We start from the raw sequence: 18,119 nt of genomic DNA on the forward strand, positions 1-18,119 counted from the left end.
TTCTATCCCAATGCATTTTCAATTGGCACTATGAGAACAGGTTTAATTATTTTGTGGGTACTTGGTTTGTTTAGCGGATACGCTCAAAAGGAGCCGCAGGGGCTTCTGATTAACGGGTTACAAAGCAGTGTCCTTAGCATTGAAGGGTCTACCAATGTAAATTGCTTTGAATGTACATTTGATAGTGCTTATTTGGAGCCTAAAACAAGCCTGACTTACGCCAAAACAGCAAACCTGTATGTGCTTAGCAATGCCGTACTCCGGCTGGACCTGGCAGGTTTTGATTGCGGCGGAAAGGCAATAAATAAAGATTTTAGGGAGATGCTCAGGGCGGAAGCTTATCCTTCCGTTTTTTTAAATTTCACCCGGGTGTCGGTGTCTGAAAAGGGGTATGAGGCCACGGTAATTATTTCCCTTGCAGGCAAGCAGCATACCTATACTGTTCCCATTGATTACGACCGGCAGGATTTAAGCCACGCAACGGGAAAACTTGAAGTAAATATTATGGATTTTCAGCTTGAAAAACCCAGAAAACTGATGGGTCTCGTGGTCATAGACGATGTGATAACCATCCATTTTGATATTGGCGGATCTGTAGCAGATTTTTAAAAGGAAGTCAACCTGAGCTTGGTGCGTGTTCGTTATTCTTCGAGCGTAATCTCCAGCAGGGTTGCCACGCCACCGGCAGCCTCGTTTGCGATAAACAAACGGCCTTCGGGACTAAAGGCGATTCCTTCCGGCTGTTCAAAATGATAGCGGTTGAGGTTGTGTAAGGCTTTTACTTTCCCGCTTTGGGTAAGAATCAGGAGTTTTAGATTTCGCCCGTCTACCAGATAATAATCGCCGGTTTTAGGATGAATAGCCAGATCAGAAGGGTAGAAGTTGTTTTCTGCCTTTTTCTTTTGGATAGAATCAAGCGTTTTGGTTTTCATATCGATGTTAAACAAGGGATTTTCACCCATTGTTTTCGTTTCGGGTGATATGGCATATAATCCTTTGTAGCGGTCTTTTTTAAGTCCGCGATCTTTGGGTACCGTGACCAGCAAATCTGTTTTAGGATTGTAGGCTAAAGATTCCATATTGTTCTGGGCATCAAACGGCGTGTCAAACGGGGAGACGTCCAGGGTATCCAGCGTATAATCGGCAATTTCAAAAACGAGTCCGTCGCTGCGCATCACATAGGCCTGTTTGCCCTTGAGGGCAATGGCTTCATAATCTGCATCTTCCCCAAAGCGTACATCGTGGGTAATTTCTGAAGTAATTAAATTGAAATCGTAAATAACACCTTCTTCATCCTGAATGCAGGCGAGCGTAGAGTCATTTACCCAGGCAATACCGCTTACTTCATTAAGAATCTGCGGAAACTCCCAGGTTTTATGAATGGTATAGGTGGCTTTGGCAAGAACTTCCTCTTCTTCGCGCATCGATTTTTTATAAAAGAAAAAGGACAGTACGCCCGCAATAAGCATAACTCCTAAAATGATGTATAGCGAAAGATATTTCATAGAACCTTAGTTACAATTGGTTTTGAGTATCAAAGCTAAGGGCTGGCGGCTGTATTTAATGTGTTCTTAATTAAGTTTTAAGATTTAAGCAGCGGCTTTATTCAGGTTATCGCAACCCGATACCTGTCAGGAGGCAATACAAGAGTCCTGATCGAGACTTTTATAGTTGCGTACAAATTTGCAGGGAATGCTGGTTAACCTGGAGATGTATTTGTAATTCATAAAATCGGGTTTTCGGTTAGATACAATGATGATCCATTGAAAATGGCGCTCCATAGTTTCACGGTATTTCACCAAAAACAAAGGGTCTATAGAATAATCGGCTTCAACATCATTTGAAAGAAGTAGACCGATTTTAAGATTCCCATAAATTTCTGTTTTAAGCGTCTGGCATTGCGTAAATGCTCGGGCATCAAAATGATAACCTTCATTTATTTTTAATTTGATAAAATGGGGCTGAAAGTCTAAACGAAAATTGCCAAGGTTTATAGTATTCATTAGTTTTTTGGAGAATGGAGTATTTTTGGCGGACGAAATTAATTAAAATCATTCTAAATAGTAGTTATTGTACTACATAATTATCATTTTTAACAAATTGGAGCGACGAAATCTTCATTTATAGCGATTTTTTAAGTGTTTAATCTTTTTGTTTTGATCCTTATTATCAGAAGGAACCATGCACTTTTAACGGCATCGGTTGAATAAATTATCGTTTTTTTAATTTCATATTATCTGGAGCCAACCTATATTGCCGCAGACAACCAAAACTTCTTTATGGCCTCAGGTTTTTTTGCATTATTAGACGATATCGCTGCATTGATGGATGATGTAGCCGTAATGAGTAAAGTAGCGGGTAAAAAGACCGCCGGAATTCTCGGAGACGATCTTGCCGTGAATGCCGAAAAAGCTTCGGGCTTTATGTCTGATCGTGAATTACCGGTTCTCTGGGCAATCACCAAAGGCTCGTTACTCAATAAAGTCATTATTCTGCCCATAGCCTTTTTGCTGAGTGCCTTTCTGCCCACGGCGATAACCGTGATTCTAATTTTGGGCGGACTCTATCTGGCCTATGAGGGTGCCGAAAAAATCTACGAATATCTGGTGCCTCACGAGAAGCACAATGCCGTTGAAGAACTCGATAAAATGAGTGAAGAACAATTGATGGCCCGCGAAAAGGAGAAAGTAAAATCGGCTATTCTTACCGATTTTATTCTTTCGGTTGAGATCATTATTATCGCATTGGGGACGGTGGCTCAGGAGCCTATCACGACCCAAATAGGTGTGGTGACTGTTATCGCTCTGGTTGCTACGGTAGGGGTTTACGGGATTGTAGCGCTTATCGTGCGTATGGATGAATTTGGAGCCAAACTCATCAACCTGAACGACCGCGAAAATAGCTTTTCAGATAAAGTAGGTATGTTTCTGGTAAACGCGCTTCCCTGGGTAATCAAAAGCCTTGGGGTAATAGGAACCATCGCTTTAATGTTGGTTTCAGGTGGAATATTTGTACATAATCTGGAGTTCTTCCACCATTGGGAAGAAAGTTTGGGGCTTCCGGCAATTGTTTTTGAATTTTTGGCAGGTCTGGTAATAGGATTTTTGGTTTTACCGATAGTAAATGGTGCCAAAAAACTCTTCAAGGGCAAGAAGGCTTCTGCACACTAGAGTTCTTTCAGCTTTAGATCTTTAAAAATAACTCCCTGACCTTCGGCCTGTAGGCCAATATAACCGCTTTTTAAGGCTGTTCCGTCGATTTTTAAGGCGGGGTCAAAACCGTTTGCGACCTCGCCGCCTAGTTGCGTTTGACTGTACCGAAGCACTTCTTTACCGTTTACTTTATGAATAATCAGCGAATCGCTGTAGACAATCAAATCGGCCTCAACCCAGGTATCCCAGGTGTAGGTCTCAGAGGTTGAATTGATACAGTGATCGTTTGATTTTTTGCCTTCATAATAGACATCGGTTCCCGGCGAACACATATTTCCGGTAGGTCTGGGTTTTCCGGGTTCGGCTTCTGCCAGCATCTGATATTCTACCGAAAGCGGCCAGTCCTGCTCTTTCAATATGGTTTCGGGTGCCTGACTGTGAAACATCACCCCGCTGTTGCGAAAGGTGTAGGAGGGGGCATCTTCCATCCACTCATCGGTAAAGCGGTATTTGAATTTCAGGTGAAACGATTCAAAAGCTTTCTCATAAAACAAATGCCCGTAGCGCTCATTGAAGCTGTCGTATTTATCATAAGCCACCACGATACTGCTGTCTTCAACCCTAAAGGTATCGGCATAATTATCACCGGTTTCATGATGGTAGAATTTAGGCGTCCAGCCCTCCAGATTGGTGCCGTTAAAGAGTGTGATCCATTCGGTTTCCCGGGGTTGCTCCTTGCAGGAATTGAGTGCCAAAAGCAGGAGACCGGCATATAGGATTTGTTTCATAGCTTTTCGTTGAGCTCTTAAAAGTATTTAATTTTTAGGTAAGCATATGGTATACATAAACAGAAGGTCTATAATTTAGCGTAAAGCCTCTGTGATACGGGATGTTGGAATATCTAATCTACAGCGCGTAGTGATTTTAGAATAGGACTAGTCCGATGAAAATTGATCATCGGGTCGGTCTATTTTGTTGAAGGTGATAGTAACTGTTTTTTTGCCCCATTCTTTTGCCGCTTCTTCATCAAACCCCATATAAATATCAATTTTCTTCTCCCAGCGTCGGTTCATTTTATCTTTAACAATGTAGGTGCCTTCCAATCCTTCAATTTCTACTTCCTCGTTGTAATCTAATCCTAAATGTATAAGATCCCGGGATACAGCAATAGCTTTTTCGCCGGGCTCTAACCGATCCCCCCAGGCTGCGAGACCCGGATTGCCTTTTTTAGTCTGGTGTTCAACAGCATTGTAGGCGGTTGCCGTCACAGTAAGCGTAACTTTATTTTCAGGCTCTGCACAACTCCCAAATAGAATGAAAGCAGTAAGGAGAAGAAATATCTCCAATTTGGCAATTCGTGTTTTCGTTTTCATATACTTATAAAATACAAAAAACAGGCAAAACACTGATATTTAACTATATGCTGGTTTGTTTCTGAGAAATTGAGCAGCACGCGTTGGCTTTGGTAATGATTCTGGAGTTTATCTGGTTAGGGTAATTTTGTAAGCGAATTGAAGAATCCAATTTTAGAGATCAATCTTTTGATTCCTGCCGGGAACCGGAGCTTAACTTTTCTTTTTCGATGATTTCGTCAAAAAATGCATTGGCATAGCGTTCTTTAAGTGCTGCGTAGCGTTTTTTATCCTGATTTGCCTTTTCGGCCAGCTCATACTTCATTGCCTGATATGTTGTTCTGGCCCATTCATTTTTCCGTAGAACATCACGTGTTAGGATATGCCTTTGCAAGGCTTCACTTTGAGCCTTGCAAACATATAAATGATGCGGAATGGAATCTAAAACAGGATGCCCGCCCTTTTTATCGCGTTTAAATACTTCCCGATTCTCAATTCCCTGATCTCCATTATGATAATACCCAATACTTGTGAGCCTGGCTTTTAAAAGTTTAAACTCAGATGCGTTTTTGTAGATGATATCAAGGTCTATAATGGGTTTTGAATCTAAATGGGGTACCGAAGTACTTCCTACGTGCTCGATGGGCAGATTTAGTCCATTGAGACCATGTTCGATTTCCAGTTTTAAACTCTCGAACTGCTCAATCCATTTTGAGTTGTATTTTTCGATTAACATATCGTCTTTCAGCTAAAACCGAATGGTTTAGTGGAACAATCAGGATGGTTTGTATTTCGCAAATACGAAAGCATTTGTCTGTTATTTTGCAAAGCGCTTTCCCGTTTCCGGGGAATTTTGATTTTCGGTAATTAACGTTAACCGAAAGTCTTTTATCTTCTAAATAGCAGCTTACCCGTCACCTAAACAAATATAAAAGATAAACCGGGCTTTAACCCAGGCGGTAAGCATTTCCAAAATAAATAGATTTCAACTGTTCAGGATGTTGATTTAAGCTTGTTTCAAATTTTGCTTCTAAATAGTTGAGTCATTTCTAGTTTTAAAACCCCTTTCATGTATCCTATTCAAAAGTATGTGTAACCCAATCTGGCAGTGAACAAGCCTGTAACTTTCTAAATTACACCCGTAAATGCGAGCGCTTTTTGGCTCCCGGGTTAACGCATATTTTTTTTAACCGATTTACGCAATCGATTTCTTAAAACCAATTAGAACCAGAATCGGGACCTTTTAAATCCCGATCATACTAAACTGAAACCAAAAAACTACTGCCATGAAAAAACACTACACCTATTTTTTATGCCTGCTTTGTTGTCTGATGCTGTCAAACCTCAACGGGCAGGAAGTCAATGCTACGGTGCAAATCGATGCAGATGCCAGCTTTCAAACCGTTACGGGCTACGGCGGTTTTGTGTGCAGTCCGCAATTTGCCTACAACCACATGACCCCTGCTCAAATACGCCAGCTTTGGGGAGCAGACAGCGAACTGGGTTATAACATCATGCGGCTTTATATTCCCATAGGTCGTGACAACTGGCCACAGTCTCTGGCCACTGCCCAGCTTGCGCAATCCCTGGGACTTATCATTTTTGCGAGCCCCTGGTCTATGCCGGCCGAGTGGAAAACAAACAACAACATAGCCGGTATCGTAACTGACGCAAACGGCAATGAGATCGAAGGTTTTCTCAAAGAAGAAAACTACGGGGATTATGCAGACTATCTCAATGATTACGTGCTGTACCTGCGGGATAACGGGGTAGAACTGGATGGCATTTCCCTGCAAAATGAACCCGATTATAAGGTTACTTACGCGGGTTGCTCCTGGACGCCGCAGCAAATGGCAAACTTTATACGGGATTACGGCAGCCGTATCGACTGTAAAATTATCGCCCCGGAGACGGTGGGGATTTCCACGCGTTATGCGCAGGCACTGGCAGCAGACGGGGTTAACCAACAATTCGACATTTTTGCCGGTCATCAGTATGGCGCGGTGGAGACCGAAGGGATTACCTTGCAACGCAGTCAGGGGAAAGAGGCCTGGATGACCGAGTTTTTGATCAACTGGAACGCCGGCAGTCAGGCTCCGCGCGATTATAACTGGCAGCAGGACGCCTTTGATTTTGCCCGAAGCATCAACACAGCCATGCTGTCAAACGTAAGTGCATGGGTGCATTACGCTTCCAAACGCTATTACGGGATGATGGGTGATGGCGAGCGCGGTACCCAGGAAGGCGTGATTACCAAAAGGGGGTATATTCTGTCGCATTTTGCGAAATACACCACCGGTAAAAAGCGTATTGCCGCAACCTGGCTTGATGACAGCGGGCAACTTGAAGGTTCGGCCTATATTTCTGAGGATGGAAACACCCTGACGCTGCATCTTATCAATGCTTCGGCCAACACCTATAATCTTACGGCAGACCTTCCGTTTTATACCCAAAGCGGTACCCGCGTGGTCACCACAACGTCTGAAAGTATGACCACTACCGAAGTTACCTATGATTCAGAACGTTTTCGCCCGCAAATTACCGTTGCGCCCAGCAGTTTTACCACGCTGGTCTTTGAAAAAAGCAGCGAGCGGCCCGAGTCGCAAATGACCGGAAGCCCCGTATATTACAATCCCATAGAAAGCCAAAACCCCACGCAGGCAGCTTTTGGTACCGCTTATCAGCTGAGTGACCGTCAGAAGACCTTTAGCGTTAACAACCGCCTCATCAGCTCAAACACCGCATTGACTAATGGCTATCTGGCGCTTGATGACCGTTATACCAAACTGGTTTTTCAGGTGAAAAATGTGGTCTCTGCCAATCAATACAATTCAGACAATACCACCCTGCACTACGTCAACGCTGCGGGAGCTTTGAGTTCGCATAACTACGGGCGTATCAATATGCCTGCGACGGGTAATTTTCAATGGGAGTTCGATCTTTCACGGGCGGTACTTACCGATGGAATCACGGGAATTTTAGGTATCAGCAATACCAATTACAGTTCGGTGCTGACCATTGATTTTGGAGCGGTTTATTTTTTACTGGGGAATGAAAAGGCCTATGCTTTTGAAGGAATTTACAGCAAGGAAGACAGCGATTTGCTCGAAGCGCTTTCCAATCCTGATTATACCGGGATCGATTTTACCCAGACCACGGCCATCCCTGAAACTACCGACTGGAAATCTCAGGCGGCAAATCCCAACCTGTTGTTTTACACTGTCGAAAGCAGTGGATTGGATCAGCCTAATGTAGTTAGCCGCACTCAGGCTTCGCAGCTGAAACTGGAAGGCAACGGAAACTTCCAGGTGCCCCAAGGCTTTACGGCTACACAGGCCAGCTATACCCGGGATTTTAGCGGTTACGAACTGCTTATTTTACCTTTTGAAGCTTCTATTCCCGAAGGTGCAGATTGCTATACGATAGAACCCGGAACCGATGAAATTGCCTGCAAATTGATCACAGGTAACGTCATCCCGGCCAATACCCCGGTACTGGTTTTAGGAACAGGCAGCTTTAGCTTTACGGGCAGTGGTGCGGTGAGTACTCCCAAAGCCAACACCACAAATAACCTGAACGCGGTCTATATTAAAACTCAGGCCATGGCAGGGGCTTATACCCTAGCTATGGAGAATGAAGACCCGGTTTTTAAACGGGTCGCGAGCGGAACTCCGGAAACGGTAGATCCGTTTACGGCCTATCTTTCGGCATCTGCCGGTTATACGCTTGCCAGTTTACCGGTACGTTTTGATCAGCTGAGTGTCACAACTGTTAATGCTGAAGACTCGTTTAAAATCTATCCCAATCCTGCTAACGATGTGCTTCAGTTGCAGCTTAATGAGGCAAATGCATCGCAAGCCATCATTTACGATCTGAATGGGCGCAATGTGCTGGGGCCGCTTGATGTTTCGCAAACACGTACGATCCCGGTATCTTCCTTAACTCCCGGCATATATTTGATTCGTGTTACCAGCGGGGAGCAGAGCAGCACGCTTCGGTTTATAAAGGGATAATTGCACGAAATAGAAAGCAGTAAGCAGTTTGCTGGTTAGAGGTAAGTGGTTAGAAGTGAGAAGTACGAAATACGAAATTAGAAATACAAAATAATTTAGCATTCTGAATTAGTAAGTAGTCTCAGTGGGCAGTTAGCAGAATGCAGAGTTAAGAATTCTGAGTGTTGAGTTACTTTTAGCGATTCAAAATAACTCCTAACTCTGTACTCCGCATTCAGCTTTGGCCAACAGTCATTTCGAGGGAGCCCTAAGCGACTGAGAAATCACATCTGGTTGGTTCAATATTCAAGGTTTAAAATTCAAAATTACATCCATCCCCAGCCTTTTCCTTTGATTAGATGCTCCTTTGTCGCATCACTCAGGGTAATTAAATACGAAATTAGAAATTAGAAATACAGAATAATTCATAATTCATAATTCATAATTCATCATTCTGAATTCATAATTCTACATTCATAACTCTGCATTCTGAACTAGTAAGCAATTGGCAGGTTCACGCTCCTCTTTTTAGTCTTTTAAATTACTTGTAAAAACCACTCGTCTACACTTAACGACCACTCGTCTACACTTTGGGCAGGCTTCATCTAGGTTTAACTTTTGAGAACAATTTCTGATGCAATTTTGTAGCTTCCCTAACTTAAAACTTGTGATCACACGTAAAATGAATATCTTACTTATCGAAGATGACGCTATCGAAGTCATGAAACTGGAAAGAGCTATCAGCAAACTTGGCGTAGCGCATCAGCTTATCAAAGCCCGTGACGGCGAAGAGGCACTGGGCCTTTTGCAAGCCGGAGGGAGTTTGCCCGATGTTGTTTTTCTGGATCTCAATATGCCAAAAATCAACGGAATTGATTTCCTGAAAATCCTCAAGGCAGATGAGCGCCTGCGGTTTTTGCCCACTGTGATTCTCACCACTTCGGCAAACCGAAAGGATATGCTGGAGTGTTATAAAATAGGCGTTGCAGGTTACCTGATAAAGCCTCTGAAATACGACGATTACGTCAACAAAATCAAAATTGCTTTAGACTACTGGAGTATTAACGAACTTATTGATTCCTAATGAAAGGTATTGTTTTTACAGAATTTCTGGAGCTGGTAGAAGAACGCTACGGCCTGGAGATGGTAGACCATCTCATCAGCGCAGCGCACCTGCCTTCCGGTGGAGTCTATACTGCGGTAGGCACCTATCAATTTTCTGAAATGCTGAGCCTGCTGGGTGAACTCAGTGAGCAAACGGGAGTTTCTATTGACACCCTGCTCGAAGTTTACGGCGAGCATTTCTTCGGTGTGGTATTAAGAAGTTACCCCGGTTTTATCACCCAGTACACACATCCATTAGACTTACTGGCTTCAATAGAAAGCCACATCCACGTTGAGGTTCGAAAAATATATCCCGATGCCGAACTGCCCGTTTTTCGGGTACTGGAAAAAGACAGCGACAAGCTTATTTTGTTATATCGCTCCAGCCGGGCGATGTATGCCTTTGGCAAGGGGTTAATGCAGCGTACCCTTTCGCATTTTGGTCATCAGGCAGAAGTGCTGGTCGAAAAGATCAAGGATGATGGTACCGAAGTAAAATTTAGTATCCGCGTTTATGAGTGATAAGCAGCTCGAGTTGTATGAGAGGGCATTGGCCCGGGAACGTGCTGCCCGTAAAGAGGCAGAGCGTATACTTGAAGAAAAGTCCCGTGAGCTGTATTTTAAGTCTGAAGAGCTTAAAAAGACCAATCAGAAACTCGAAAGCCTGGTATATACCGCAAACTCTGAGTTGCAGGGCGTCTTTGGTAATATTGCTGATGCTTATGTGATGATGAATCTGGAAGGGGTTCCCATTAAAATGAACAAGGTTGCCGAGGGTTTACTGGGTTATACCCTTAAAGATCACATTTATTTATACCAACTGGTAACCGAAGATGACAAGCATCTGGTAGCTAAAGGTTTTGAGCAGCTGATGCAAAAAGGCTCCCTTACCAATTTTGAAATTCACATACGCCGTGCCTGTGGTGAAGTAAGCTATGTGCAAATAAATGCCAGTGTAATTTACGATCGCGACAAAAAGCCCCTGGCAGCACAGGGTATTATTCGCGACATCACCAGCCAGAAACGCAACGAGCAGCAACTGGTAGATTCCCAAAACCGCCTTTCTACCCTTATTCTCAATCTCGAAAGCGGCGTGCTTCTGGAAGATGAAAACCGAAATATAGTAATCACAAACAAACGCTTTTGCGATTTCTTCGGCATTCCCGTTGCGCCCGAACTGCTGCAGGGTCAGAACTGTGAGCAGGCTGCAGAGCAAAGCAAAGGCCTGTTTGAAGATCCGGAAGATTTTGTAAACCGCATCAACGAGCTGCTGGTCAACAAGGATCAGGTGATTGCAGACGAACTCGCGATGCGCGATGGCCGCGTGCTGGAGCGCGATTTTATCCCTATCTACGAAGAGGGGCAATACAAGGGGCATCTCTGGACCTACCGTGATGTGACCCTGCGCCGCAAATACCGCGAAAGTATTGAAGCCGAACGTCAAAAATACAGCAACATCATTGCTAATATGAACCTGGGCCTCATCGAGGTAAACAACGATGATGAGATCCTGATGGTCAATCAAAGTCTCCAGGAAATGTCAGGTTATACCGAAGCAGAACTTCTGGGGAAAAAGGGAATGGACATTTTGCTCTATCCCGGGGATCGCGATAAACTCAACGCAGAGAATGAAAGCCGCCAGCGTGGTGCTTCCAACTCGTACGAGATTCGTGCCCGCAGAAAAAACGGCGAGTTACGCCATTGGCTCATCAGCGGGGCGCCTAATTACAACATCAACGGTAAAGTGGTAGGTTCTATTGGTATTCACCTCGATATTACCGACCTCAAAAACCTGGAGCTTCAAAAAGAAAATCTGCTGCGCAAACTGGAGAAGAGTAATGATGAATTGCAGGAATATGCCCACGTGGTTTCTCACGACTTAAAATCGCCTCTGCGCAGTCTGAGCGCCTTGGTAGACTGGATCAGGGAAGACAATAAAGAGCATTTTGACGAGCAGACCCTCGTTAATTTTGGCTTGATTGACCAGACCCTCGAAAAAATGGAGCAGCTTATTTCAGACGTGCTCAACTACTCGAGTATGGGTATTGAAAGCAGCAAGCGCGAGGAGGTACCGGTTAAGCAGGTACTTGAAGATATCAAGACCCTGATACACATCCCCGAGCATATTAAATTTACGTATCCCGATAAACTTCCGGTGCTGGTGGCAGACCGGGTGAAGCTGCAACAACTCTTTCAAAACCTTATCGGCAACGCCATTGCCTATTGCGATAAAAATCCGGGTTGGGTGCGTATTGCCTGCGAGGAGCAGCAACATAACTGGCTTTTTAAAGTGAGTGATAACGGGGTAGGGATTGCACCGGAGTATCACGAGAAGATATTTAAGATTTTTCAGTCTTTGCAAAAGCGAAAAGATTCTACCGGTGTGGGACTCTCTATCGTCAAAAAGATTGTGGAGTTGTACAACGGCAAGATTTGGCTGGAAAGTACGCCCGGGGAAGGAACAACCTTTTATTTCACCTTAGCCAAATAACCGATGAAAACCGTACAACTTCAGCGGAAACGCAATGCAGCCTGGCAGTACATAGGGCCAAAGCAGGACTTAAAAGAGCCTTTAGTCCTGATATTTGGTAACCGGTTTCTGCTGGAAGAGGCGGCTACTTTTGACGAACTGCGAAAACTTTTCCCCGATGGGCATTTGGTTTTTGGTTCGTCTAGCGGTGATTTGATTGCCGGTTCGGTAAACGACGAGCATCTCAGTGTCACGGCTATCGAATTGGAACGCGCCCATTTTGAAGTGCAAAGCATAAACATCAGCAGCGTGGCTTACAACAGTGAGCTGGCCGGGCGTGAGGTGGTAAGTAAATTGAGTCCCGAAGGACTCAAACACATTTTTGTGGTTTCGGAAGGCAGCTCGGTAAACGGCTCGGCACTCACCAAAGGCATGCAGGCTGCAGCTCGCAAGGTGTTGATCACCGGTGGTTTGTGCGGTGATGATGCGCGTTTTGAACGTACACTTGCCGGGTATAATAAACCGCCTGATGACGGGGAAATCGTGGTGATTGGGTTTTATGGCGAAAGCTTTGAAGCCAGTTTTTCGCTCTACGGGGGCTGGATTCCCTTTGGGCCGCAACGTGTGGTAACCCGCTCTAAAGGCAATGTGTTGTACGAGATAGATGGTAAACCTGCCCTTGACTTGTATCGCATGTATTTGGGCGAAAAGGCTAAAGAACTTCCGGGATCTGCCCTGATTTATCCGCTTAATGTTACCAGTACCGAAAACAATCAGGCTTTTGTGCGTACCATTCTTCAGATTGATGAAGCACAGAACGCGATGATCCTGGCCGGTGACGTGCCCGAGCAGGCTTTGGTACAACTGATGATGACCAATACAGACAGCCTTGCCATGGCTTCAGAAACGGCCGCTTTACGAGCGCTTGAAGGCCGCACGGCACCACCCCAGCTCGCCATCCTTATCAGCTGTATAGGCCGTAAACTGGTGCTCAATCAGCGGGTGGAAGAAGAGGTTGAAGAAGTACGGGAAGTGCTGGGCGAAGACGTGATCATCAGTGGCATGTATTCCTATGGTGAGATCGCTCCCTTTTACGGCGAACGCAGCTGCAAACTGCACAACCAAACCATGACCATAACTTTAATAAGCGAATGATATGAACGAGTTGCTTTTCCGCCAACTGCGCAAATACCTCCCCGAAGAACTTCGGGAGCGGGAGGATATGCAAGCTTTTTTGCAGGCCGTAAGCACCTCTTACGACAACCTCGAAGACCAGTTCAATATAACGCAGCGGGCGATGAAGCTCAGTTCAGACGAACTCTATCAGGCCAATGTTTCCTTGCGTCAGGAGACCGAAAAACAGCGTGCGCTTTTAAGCAGGTTTGAAGAAGTCATCAACCGGGTGGCACCGGCAAGCGGCGCACCGCTTTTAGAGGGTAAAAGTCTATCTGATTACATCAGCACACAGGCCGAAGAGCTGATTGCCGTTAATAAAAAACAGGAACGTCTCCTGCAGGAACTGGAGGAGCAAAACCAGGAATTGAGCGATTATGCCCATATTGTTTCACACGATCTTAAATCGCCTCTACGCAACATAGACGCCCTGCTGTCCTGGCTTCGGGAAGATTACGCAGACGTGCTTGATGAAAACGGACTGCAGCAAATGGAACTCATCAAAACCCATCTCGAAAAGATGGACGCCCTCATTGGCGGCATTTTGCATTATTCGACCATTGGCAGGGACAGCGGTACCGAAAGTCAGATCGATCTCAATCTGCTGCTTCAGGAAACCCTTTCCGGTATTCCCATTCCCGAAAGCATTGACGTGCAGGTACACCGTTTACCGGTGATTGCAGCAGACCGGTTTAAGATTCAGCAGTTGTTTCAAAACCTCATTTGTAACGCGGTTAAAAGCATCGAAAAACCTTCCGGAACTATCAAAATTGTAGGCCGCGAACTGGATAGTGGCTATCAGTTTGAAGTGACCGATACCGGAAAAGGTATTGATCCGAATTATTTCGACAAAATTTTTAAAGTCTTTCAAAAACTGGAGCACGATTCGGCCTCTACCGGGATTGGGCTTTCCATTGTCAAAAAAATTGTAAACTCTTATGGAGGAAGCATTTGGCTGGACAGTGAGCCGGGCAAGGGCACCACGTTTTATTTCACCCTCCCACAAACCGAAAACTACTATGAAAAGCCCTAATCTCACCTATATTGACAACCTGGCCGGAGACGATAAAAAGTTCCGCAGCCAGTTTATCGCCATTCTTAAAAAAGAGCTGCCTCTCGAAGTAGAGCTCTACCGCCGCTATATGGAGCAGGAGCAGTGGAAATCTGCAGCCGAAAGTGTGCATAAAATGAAGCACAAACTGGGGATAGCCGGGATGGACGATGCCTACGAAATCGCTATTCTTTATGAAGAAGAGTTAAAAGTCTGCACTAAAACCTCACAAATCGCCTTTGAACGGGAGCTAAACCGACTTTCTGATTTTGTAAATGACTTATAATTTGTAATTTGCTGTAGTACCCAAAAGCCTCAAATTGTGAATTGTATTATTGTAGATGACGAAAATGCTTCCCGTATGATTGTTTCACACCTGTGCAGTCAGGTGGAAGATGTTACGGTCATTGATGAATTTCCAAATGCCCTTCAGGCGATCAAGTTTTTAAACAAGAATGAAGTCGATTTTATCTTTCTCGACATTCATATGCCCGATTTTACAGGGTTTGATTTTTTAGATACGCTGGCAAGTCCGCCAAAAGTCATACTCACCACTTCAGACCGCAATTTTGCCATTGAAGCCTTTGAATACGATTGTATTGTAGATTATCTGGTAAAACCCATCACCCTTCCGCGGTTTATCAAAGCTTTACAAAGGCTCGAAAGTGCCCCGGCTGCGGCTCCTGCTGCTACACCGGTAGTAAGTAAAGAAACCTCCGCAAATCCTGAAGCTTCAACCGAAAAGGAAATGTACGTCAACATAGACCGGCGTCTGATTAAAATAGAATTTGATAAAATCTTTTTGATCGAGGCCAAAGGCGATTACATCCTCATCAAGACCGAACAGAAGAACTACACCGTTCATTCTACCCTCAAAAAAATAGAAGAGAAGTTACCGGAACATTTGTTTGTGAAGGTGCACCGCTCGTTTATTATCAATATCAAGAAGATTATTGATATTGAAGACAACAGCGTGCTCATTGCGCGGGATGTGATTCCCATCAGCCGCTCTAACCGCCCCGAACTGATGAAGCGGCTCAATCTGCTGTAAAACCGAACTAAAGTTTAAACACCGGTTTTGCTAAAAACTGCCATCTCATTTTCACGCCTACTTCGGTGAACTCAAAACCGGCAGCAGTAGCCGAAGCCACGTTGCTGTATTTGGCATAAAAACCTGCATCCAGACGATTTGATAGCGTATGGTTGATGCCTGCTTCAATCCTGAAAAGGGTAGTAGCCTTGTCTTTTTCCACAAACTGATAACCCCCGGCAGCATTGGCCGTATATTGCCAGTTTTTAATGTTTCCGTTTAAATCTGCAAACAACTCCACCGCCTGATAGCTTGACGGACTGAAATACAGCGTAGGTACCTGATCTTTAAAGCTGAGGTACTGGTAGTTGATTCCGCCTTTAAGTGCCGGAGCTTTGGTAAAGTTGTAATACAGCGAGGTAAACAACAACTTGCGCTGGTTGCCATCGGTTTGTGGCGTGAAAATAAGGCTCGTGTACCAGCCCAGGTTTACATTTGTGCCCATATTGTAATTGAGCTTGTAGTTATTCATAAAGATTTTCTGATCAATCAGCGTAGCATTAAAGTTTTGTAACTCGCGGCTGTAGCCCAGTTCAAGGTACTGTAAGGGAAGCGGGCGGGCTTTTAACAACACTGCCCCATTGACGTCTGTATAGCTGTTGACGTCGGCTTCGGCGTTAAGAATCCCCAGGTTGGCTTCAATCCAGGTGTTGTTGTGAATGCGGTACTGCACCCCAAAATTAAAACTGCTGTTTGATGCCTGCGCATCCACATTTTCATTGGATGTTTTGCGGTAGTCGTAATTGATTTGGGTACGAAAGCGGTAGGACACCGGGAACAGCACGCTCAAACCGGCGGCATAGGCCCGGTTGCCTCCGTTATCACGGGTATAGGCGGCACGTGGCATAACCTGTGGAGCAAGACTGCCCGAAAGGGTTTGCATCAGCCCCAGAGCGTCCTTTTGACCTTCGTAGTATTCCGTTGTTTTTTGGGCGAAAGCATAAGCCTGATCCAGGTTACCCTGTGCACGGTAGGCATTGGCAATACCCAGGTTTCCGTCAAAGGAGGTGGAGTCCTGTTCTAAAATAGACTGATAGTGTGCGATACTGGTCTTAAAGGTGCCGGTGTACATGCCCAGACTGGCTTTTAAGGCCAAAATGCGTGGGGCATTTCCATAAATCTGATCTAAGCTGTCTAAAGTGTGGCGTGCGGTTTTAAATTTTTGGTTCCAGATCAGGGCCTGTACATAACGCTCGCTGGCCTGTATGCTTTGCAGCGAATCTTTTGGGCTGAAATTTTTCGCTTTGCGGGAAAGTGCTAAAGCCTTTTGATCGGCACCGTCGAGATGGGCTACCAAAGCCTGCCCGGTCAAAACCGCAACCGAATCTGCCAAACGGCCATAAGTCACAAAAGCCGAATCATAATCTTTCTGTGCGATTTGCACATTGGCCCTAACCTGTAAGCTGAGGTTATCGCCTTCAAAATCCTTAAGGTTTTCATCAAGCAAAGCCAAAGCCGTACGATAATCCCCATCACTGCTTAATTGATTGGCTCTGCCCAAACGTATGTATTTACGCGAAACCAGGGCGTTTGCATTGCCCGGTTGCAGGCTCAATGCCTGATTGACGCGCTCCAGAGCTTTGTCGTATTTCTTGAGGTTAGACAGGGTATTGGCATAACCCAACACCGCCGAAAAGCTGGTGCTGTCTGTCTTAACCAGGTCTTCATACGCCGTTTGGGCTTCGTTGAAGTTTTCGGCCCATAAAAGCGATTCAGCATAGTTTAGGGCAATCTCATAATCCCCCGGATATTCGTTTTGCATTTGGGTGAAAAGAGCTCTCGCTTTCGCGGTCTCACCACTCAAACCCAGAGCCCTGCCGTAGCAGAGTTGGGCCGTTTTATTGCTAGGATAGGCTTCAAGGATTTCTTCAAAGAAGAGTTTTGCCTGGGAATACTTACCGTTTTCCAATAAGTTAAATCCGGTTGTCATTTCCTGAGCAAAAGCCCAATTGGCGAAACACATACTTAAAGCGAGAACTAGTTTTTTCATAATCGTTATTTTACTGATGCAAGTTAGAAGCAGTTGGTACAGATTCAATCTGTAGTTCCTTGCAACTCGTCGATACTTTTTGGTATTTGGAGGTGGGAGGGGAGGTGTTAGATGTAAGATTTGAGATTTGAGAAGTGAAAGGTGAGAAGTAGCAAATAAGTTCTGAGTTCTGAGTTCAGAGTGTGGAGTTGGATTTTGCGGTAGTCCTTTAGACTCTTAACTCAGCATTCATTATTCTGCATTCAACATTAGTAAGCAGTTTCAGTTGGCAGTTCTTTACATTCAAGATTTAAGGTCTAAAATTTAAGGTAGCGGAACTTACATCCAGATTACTATATCTTTTAAAAAACGGAAAACGGAAAACGGAAAACGGAAAACGGAAAACGGAAAACGGGAATAAAGAATAAAGAGCAAAGAGCAAAGAGCAAAGAACAAAGAACAAGAAATAATAAATACTGCAATCAGGAACCCTTCCACCTAAATCGATTAACTACATTTCAAAGCCGATTAAATACCATTCATCTACAGCAGGCTTCCGCTAAACGAAATTTGACCGAATCCCGGTGATTCCCGCAACATCTTTGTATCACTAAAACCCAAAGACTATGCGACTTATTCCTATCAACTCCGAATCTAAATTAAAAGTGGTGCATAATACGTACCGCCCCGCTACCCAAAATTTTCTGCGTGTGGTACACCGTAAAGCGGAAACCCGTGTCATCTCATTAGTAACCTGCTAAGACCT

General features: G+C 44.7%; 17 protein-coding genes. 11 read left to right on the forward strand and 6 right to left on the reverse strand.

Annotated elements, in window-relative coordinates; translation table 11 throughout:
* Positions 1-30 precede the first annotated feature (30 nt).
* Positions 31-609 carry a YceI family protein gene (locus ACSSS3_RS12165; RefSeq protein WP_442844839.1) on the forward strand — a complete coding sequence of 193 codons (579 nt, stop codon included), beginning with the start codon at positions 31-33 and terminating at the stop codon, positions 607-609.
* Positions 610-641: 32 nt separating this feature from the next.
* Here the strand turns inward: ACSSS3_RS12165 and ACSSS3_RS12170 are convergent, their stop codons facing one another.
* Together ACSSS3_RS12170 and ACSSS3_RS12175 are read right to left on the reverse strand one after the other, a co-directional pair.
* Positions 642-1,505, reverse strand: coding sequence for an SdiA-regulated domain-containing protein (locus tag ACSSS3_RS12170; RefSeq protein WP_228231662.1), 864 nt, complete (start codon positions 1,503-1,505; stop codon positions 642-644).
* Between the two features lie 126 nt (positions 1,506-1,631).
* Positions 1,632-2,003, reverse strand: coding sequence for a hypothetical protein (locus tag ACSSS3_RS12175; RefSeq protein ID WP_442844840.1), 372 nt, complete (start codon positions 2,001-2,003; stop codon positions 1,632-1,634).
* A 276-nt stretch (positions 2,004-2,279) separates the two neighbouring features.
* Here ACSSS3_RS12175 and ACSSS3_RS12180 point away from each other — a divergent pair, with 276 nt between their 5' ends.
* Positions 2,280-3,170, forward strand: coding sequence for a DUF808 domain-containing protein (locus ACSSS3_RS12180; RefSeq protein WP_228231664.1), 891 nt, complete (start codon positions 2,280-2,282; stop codon positions 3,168-3,170).
* Here the strand turns inward: ACSSS3_RS12180 and ACSSS3_RS12185 are convergent.
* The 3 genes from ACSSS3_RS12185 to ACSSS3_RS12195 all read right to left on the reverse strand — a co-directional run bounded on the left by ACSSS3_RS12185 (position 3,167) and on the right by ACSSS3_RS12195 (position 5,240).
* Positions 3,167-3,940 (reverse strand): 3-keto-disaccharide hydrolase, encoded by a 774-nt coding sequence (locus ACSSS3_RS12185; RefSeq protein ID WP_442844841.1) that lies wholly within the window; start codon positions 3,938-3,940, stop codon positions 3,167-3,169. The genes ACSSS3_RS12180 and ACSSS3_RS12185 overlap by 4 nt on opposite strands.
* A gap of 147 nt (positions 3,941-4,087) precedes the next feature.
* The gene (locus ACSSS3_RS12190) at positions 4,088-4,525 is read right to left on the reverse strand and encodes a 3D domain-containing protein (RefSeq protein ID WP_442844842.1); all 438 of its coding nucleotides are present in this window, start codon (positions 4,523-4,525) and stop codon (positions 4,088-4,090) included.
* A 160-nt stretch (positions 4,526-4,685) separates the two neighbouring features.
* A complete protein-coding gene (locus tag ACSSS3_RS12195) occupies positions 4,686-5,240 on the reverse strand; it encodes a GrpB family protein (RefSeq protein WP_442844843.1) in 555 nt (184 codons plus the stop codon).
* Between the two features lie 550 nt (positions 5,241-5,790).
* On the opposite strand from ACSSS3_RS12195, the gene ACSSS3_RS12200 reads away from it, so the two are divergent.
* The 8 genes from ACSSS3_RS12200 to ACSSS3_RS12235 all read left to right on the forward strand — a co-directional run bounded on the left by ACSSS3_RS12200 (position 5,791) and on the right by ACSSS3_RS12235 (position 15,345).
* Complete coding sequence (locus ACSSS3_RS12200; protein WP_442844844.1) at positions 5,791-8,517, forward strand: T9SS type A sorting domain-containing protein; 2,727 nt, start codon at positions 5,791-5,793, stop codon at positions 8,515-8,517.
* A gap of 661 nt (positions 8,518-9,178) precedes the next feature.
* Positions 9,179-9,580, forward strand: a complete 402-nt coding sequence (locus ACSSS3_RS12205; RefSeq protein WP_442847426.1) for a response regulator — start codon at positions 9,179-9,181, stop codon at positions 9,578-9,580.
* Positions 9,580-10,122: a heme NO-binding domain-containing protein gene (locus ACSSS3_RS12210; RefSeq protein ID WP_442844845.1), complete on the forward strand. Its 543-nt coding sequence runs from the start codon at positions 9,580-9,582 to the stop codon at positions 10,120-10,122. The genes ACSSS3_RS12205 and ACSSS3_RS12210 overlap by 1 nt, the downstream gene beginning before the upstream one ends.
* Positions 10,115-12,091: a PAS domain S-box protein gene (locus tag ACSSS3_RS12215; RefSeq protein WP_442844846.1), complete on the forward strand. Its 1,977-nt coding sequence runs from the start codon at positions 10,115-10,117 to the stop codon at positions 12,089-12,091. The genes ACSSS3_RS12210 and ACSSS3_RS12215 overlap by 8 nt, the downstream gene beginning before the upstream one ends.
* A gap of 3 nt (positions 12,092-12,094) precedes the next feature.
* Complete coding sequence (locus ACSSS3_RS12220) at positions 12,095-13,225, forward strand: FIST signal transduction protein (protein ID WP_442844847.1); 1,131 nt, start codon at positions 12,095-12,097, stop codon at positions 13,223-13,225.
* Between the two features lies 1 nt (position 13,226).
* Positions 13,227-14,276: a sensor histidine kinase gene (locus tag ACSSS3_RS12225; RefSeq protein ID WP_442844848.1), complete on the forward strand. Its 1,050-nt coding sequence runs from the start codon at positions 13,227-13,229 to the stop codon at positions 14,274-14,276.
* Complete coding sequence (locus tag ACSSS3_RS12230; protein ID WP_442844849.1) at positions 14,263-14,580, forward strand: Hpt domain-containing protein; 318 nt, start codon at positions 14,263-14,265, stop codon at positions 14,578-14,580. The genes ACSSS3_RS12225 and ACSSS3_RS12230 overlap by 14 nt, the downstream gene beginning before the upstream one ends.
* Before the next feature lie 36 nt (positions 14,581-14,616).
* Positions 14,617-15,345: a LytR/AlgR family response regulator transcription factor gene (locus ACSSS3_RS12235; RefSeq protein WP_442844850.1), complete on the forward strand. Its 729-nt coding sequence runs from the start codon at positions 14,617-14,619 to the stop codon at positions 15,343-15,345.
* A 7-nt stretch (positions 15,346-15,352) separates the two neighbouring features.
* Here ACSSS3_RS12235 and ACSSS3_RS12240 read toward each other — a convergent pair whose 3' ends face one another.
* Positions 15,353-17,374, reverse strand: a complete 2,022-nt coding sequence (locus ACSSS3_RS12240) for a tetratricopeptide repeat protein (protein ID WP_442844851.1) — start codon at positions 17,372-17,374, stop codon at positions 15,353-15,355.
* 605 nt (positions 17,375-17,979) lie between these two features.
* Here ACSSS3_RS12240 and ACSSS3_RS12245 point away from each other — a divergent pair.
* On the forward strand, positions 17,980-18,114 hold the full coding sequence (locus ACSSS3_RS12245) for a hypothetical protein (RefSeq protein ID WP_442844852.1): 135 nt from the start codon (positions 17,980-17,982) through the stop codon (positions 18,112-18,114).
* Positions 18,115-18,119 lie beyond the last annotated feature (5 nt).

It is taken from the genome of Leeuwenhoekiella sp. H156 (assembly GCF_052218455.1).
Classification (GTDB): domain Bacteria; phylum Bacteroidota; class Bacteroidia; order Flavobacteriales; family Flavobacteriaceae; genus Leeuwenhoekiella; species Leeuwenhoekiella parthenopeia.

Coding starts and splice junctions, on each gene's coding strand:
- ACSSS3_RS12240 (WP_442844851.1), bottom strand. CDS start 17,374: ATGAAAAAACTAGTTCTCGCTTTAAGTATGTGTTTCGCCAATTGGGCT.
- ACSSS3_RS12185 (WP_442844841.1), bottom strand. CDS start 3,940: ATGAAACAAATCCTATATGCCGGTCTCCTGCTTTTGGCACTCAATTCC.
- ACSSS3_RS12220 (WP_442844847.1), top strand. CDS start 12,095: ATGAAAACCGTACAACTTCAGCGGAAACGCAATGCAGCCTGGCAGTAC.
- ACSSS3_RS12215 (WP_442844846.1), top strand. CDS start 10,115: ATGAGTGATAAGCAGCTCGAGTTGTATGAGAGGGCATTGGCCCGGGAA.
- ACSSS3_RS12245 (WP_442844852.1), top strand. CDS start 17,980: ATGCGACTTATTCCTATCAACTCCGAATCTAAATTAAAAGTGGTGCAT.
- ACSSS3_RS12230 (WP_442844849.1), top strand. CDS start 14,263: ATGAAAAGCCCTAATCTCACCTATATTGACAACCTGGCCGGAGACGAT.
- ACSSS3_RS12165 (WP_442844839.1), top strand. CDS start 31: ATGAGAACAGGTTTAATTATTTTGTGGGTACTTGGTTTGTTTAGCGGA.
- ACSSS3_RS12200 (WP_442844844.1), top strand. CDS start 5,791: ATGAAAAAACACTACACCTATTTTTTATGCCTGCTTTGTTGTCTGATG.
- ACSSS3_RS12195 (WP_442844843.1), bottom strand. CDS start 5,240: ATGTTAATCGAAAAATACAACTCAAAATGGATTGAGCAGTTCGAGAGT.
- ACSSS3_RS12170 (WP_228231662.1), bottom strand. CDS start 1,505: ATGAAATATCTTTCGCTATACATCATTTTAGGAGTTATGCTTATTGCG.
- ACSSS3_RS12205 (WP_442847426.1), top strand. CDS start 9,179: ATGAATATCTTACTTATCGAAGATGACGCTATCGAAGTCATGAAACTG.
- ACSSS3_RS12225 (WP_442844848.1), top strand. CDS start 13,227: ATGAACGAGTTGCTTTTCCGCCAACTGCGCAAATACCTCCCCGAAGAA.
- ACSSS3_RS12190 (WP_442844842.1), bottom strand. CDS start 4,525: ATGAAAACGAAAACACGAATTGCCAAATTGGAGATATTTCTTCTCCTT.
- ACSSS3_RS12175 (WP_442844840.1), bottom strand. CDS start 2,003: ATGAATACTATAAACCTTGGCAATTTTCGTTTAGACTTTCAGCCCCAT.
- ACSSS3_RS12210 (WP_442844845.1), top strand. CDS start 9,580: ATGAAAGGTATTGTTTTTACAGAATTTCTGGAGCTGGTAGAAGAACGC.
- ACSSS3_RS12180 (WP_228231664.1), top strand. CDS start 2,280: ATGGCCTCAGGTTTTTTTGCATTATTAGACGATATCGCTGCATTGATG.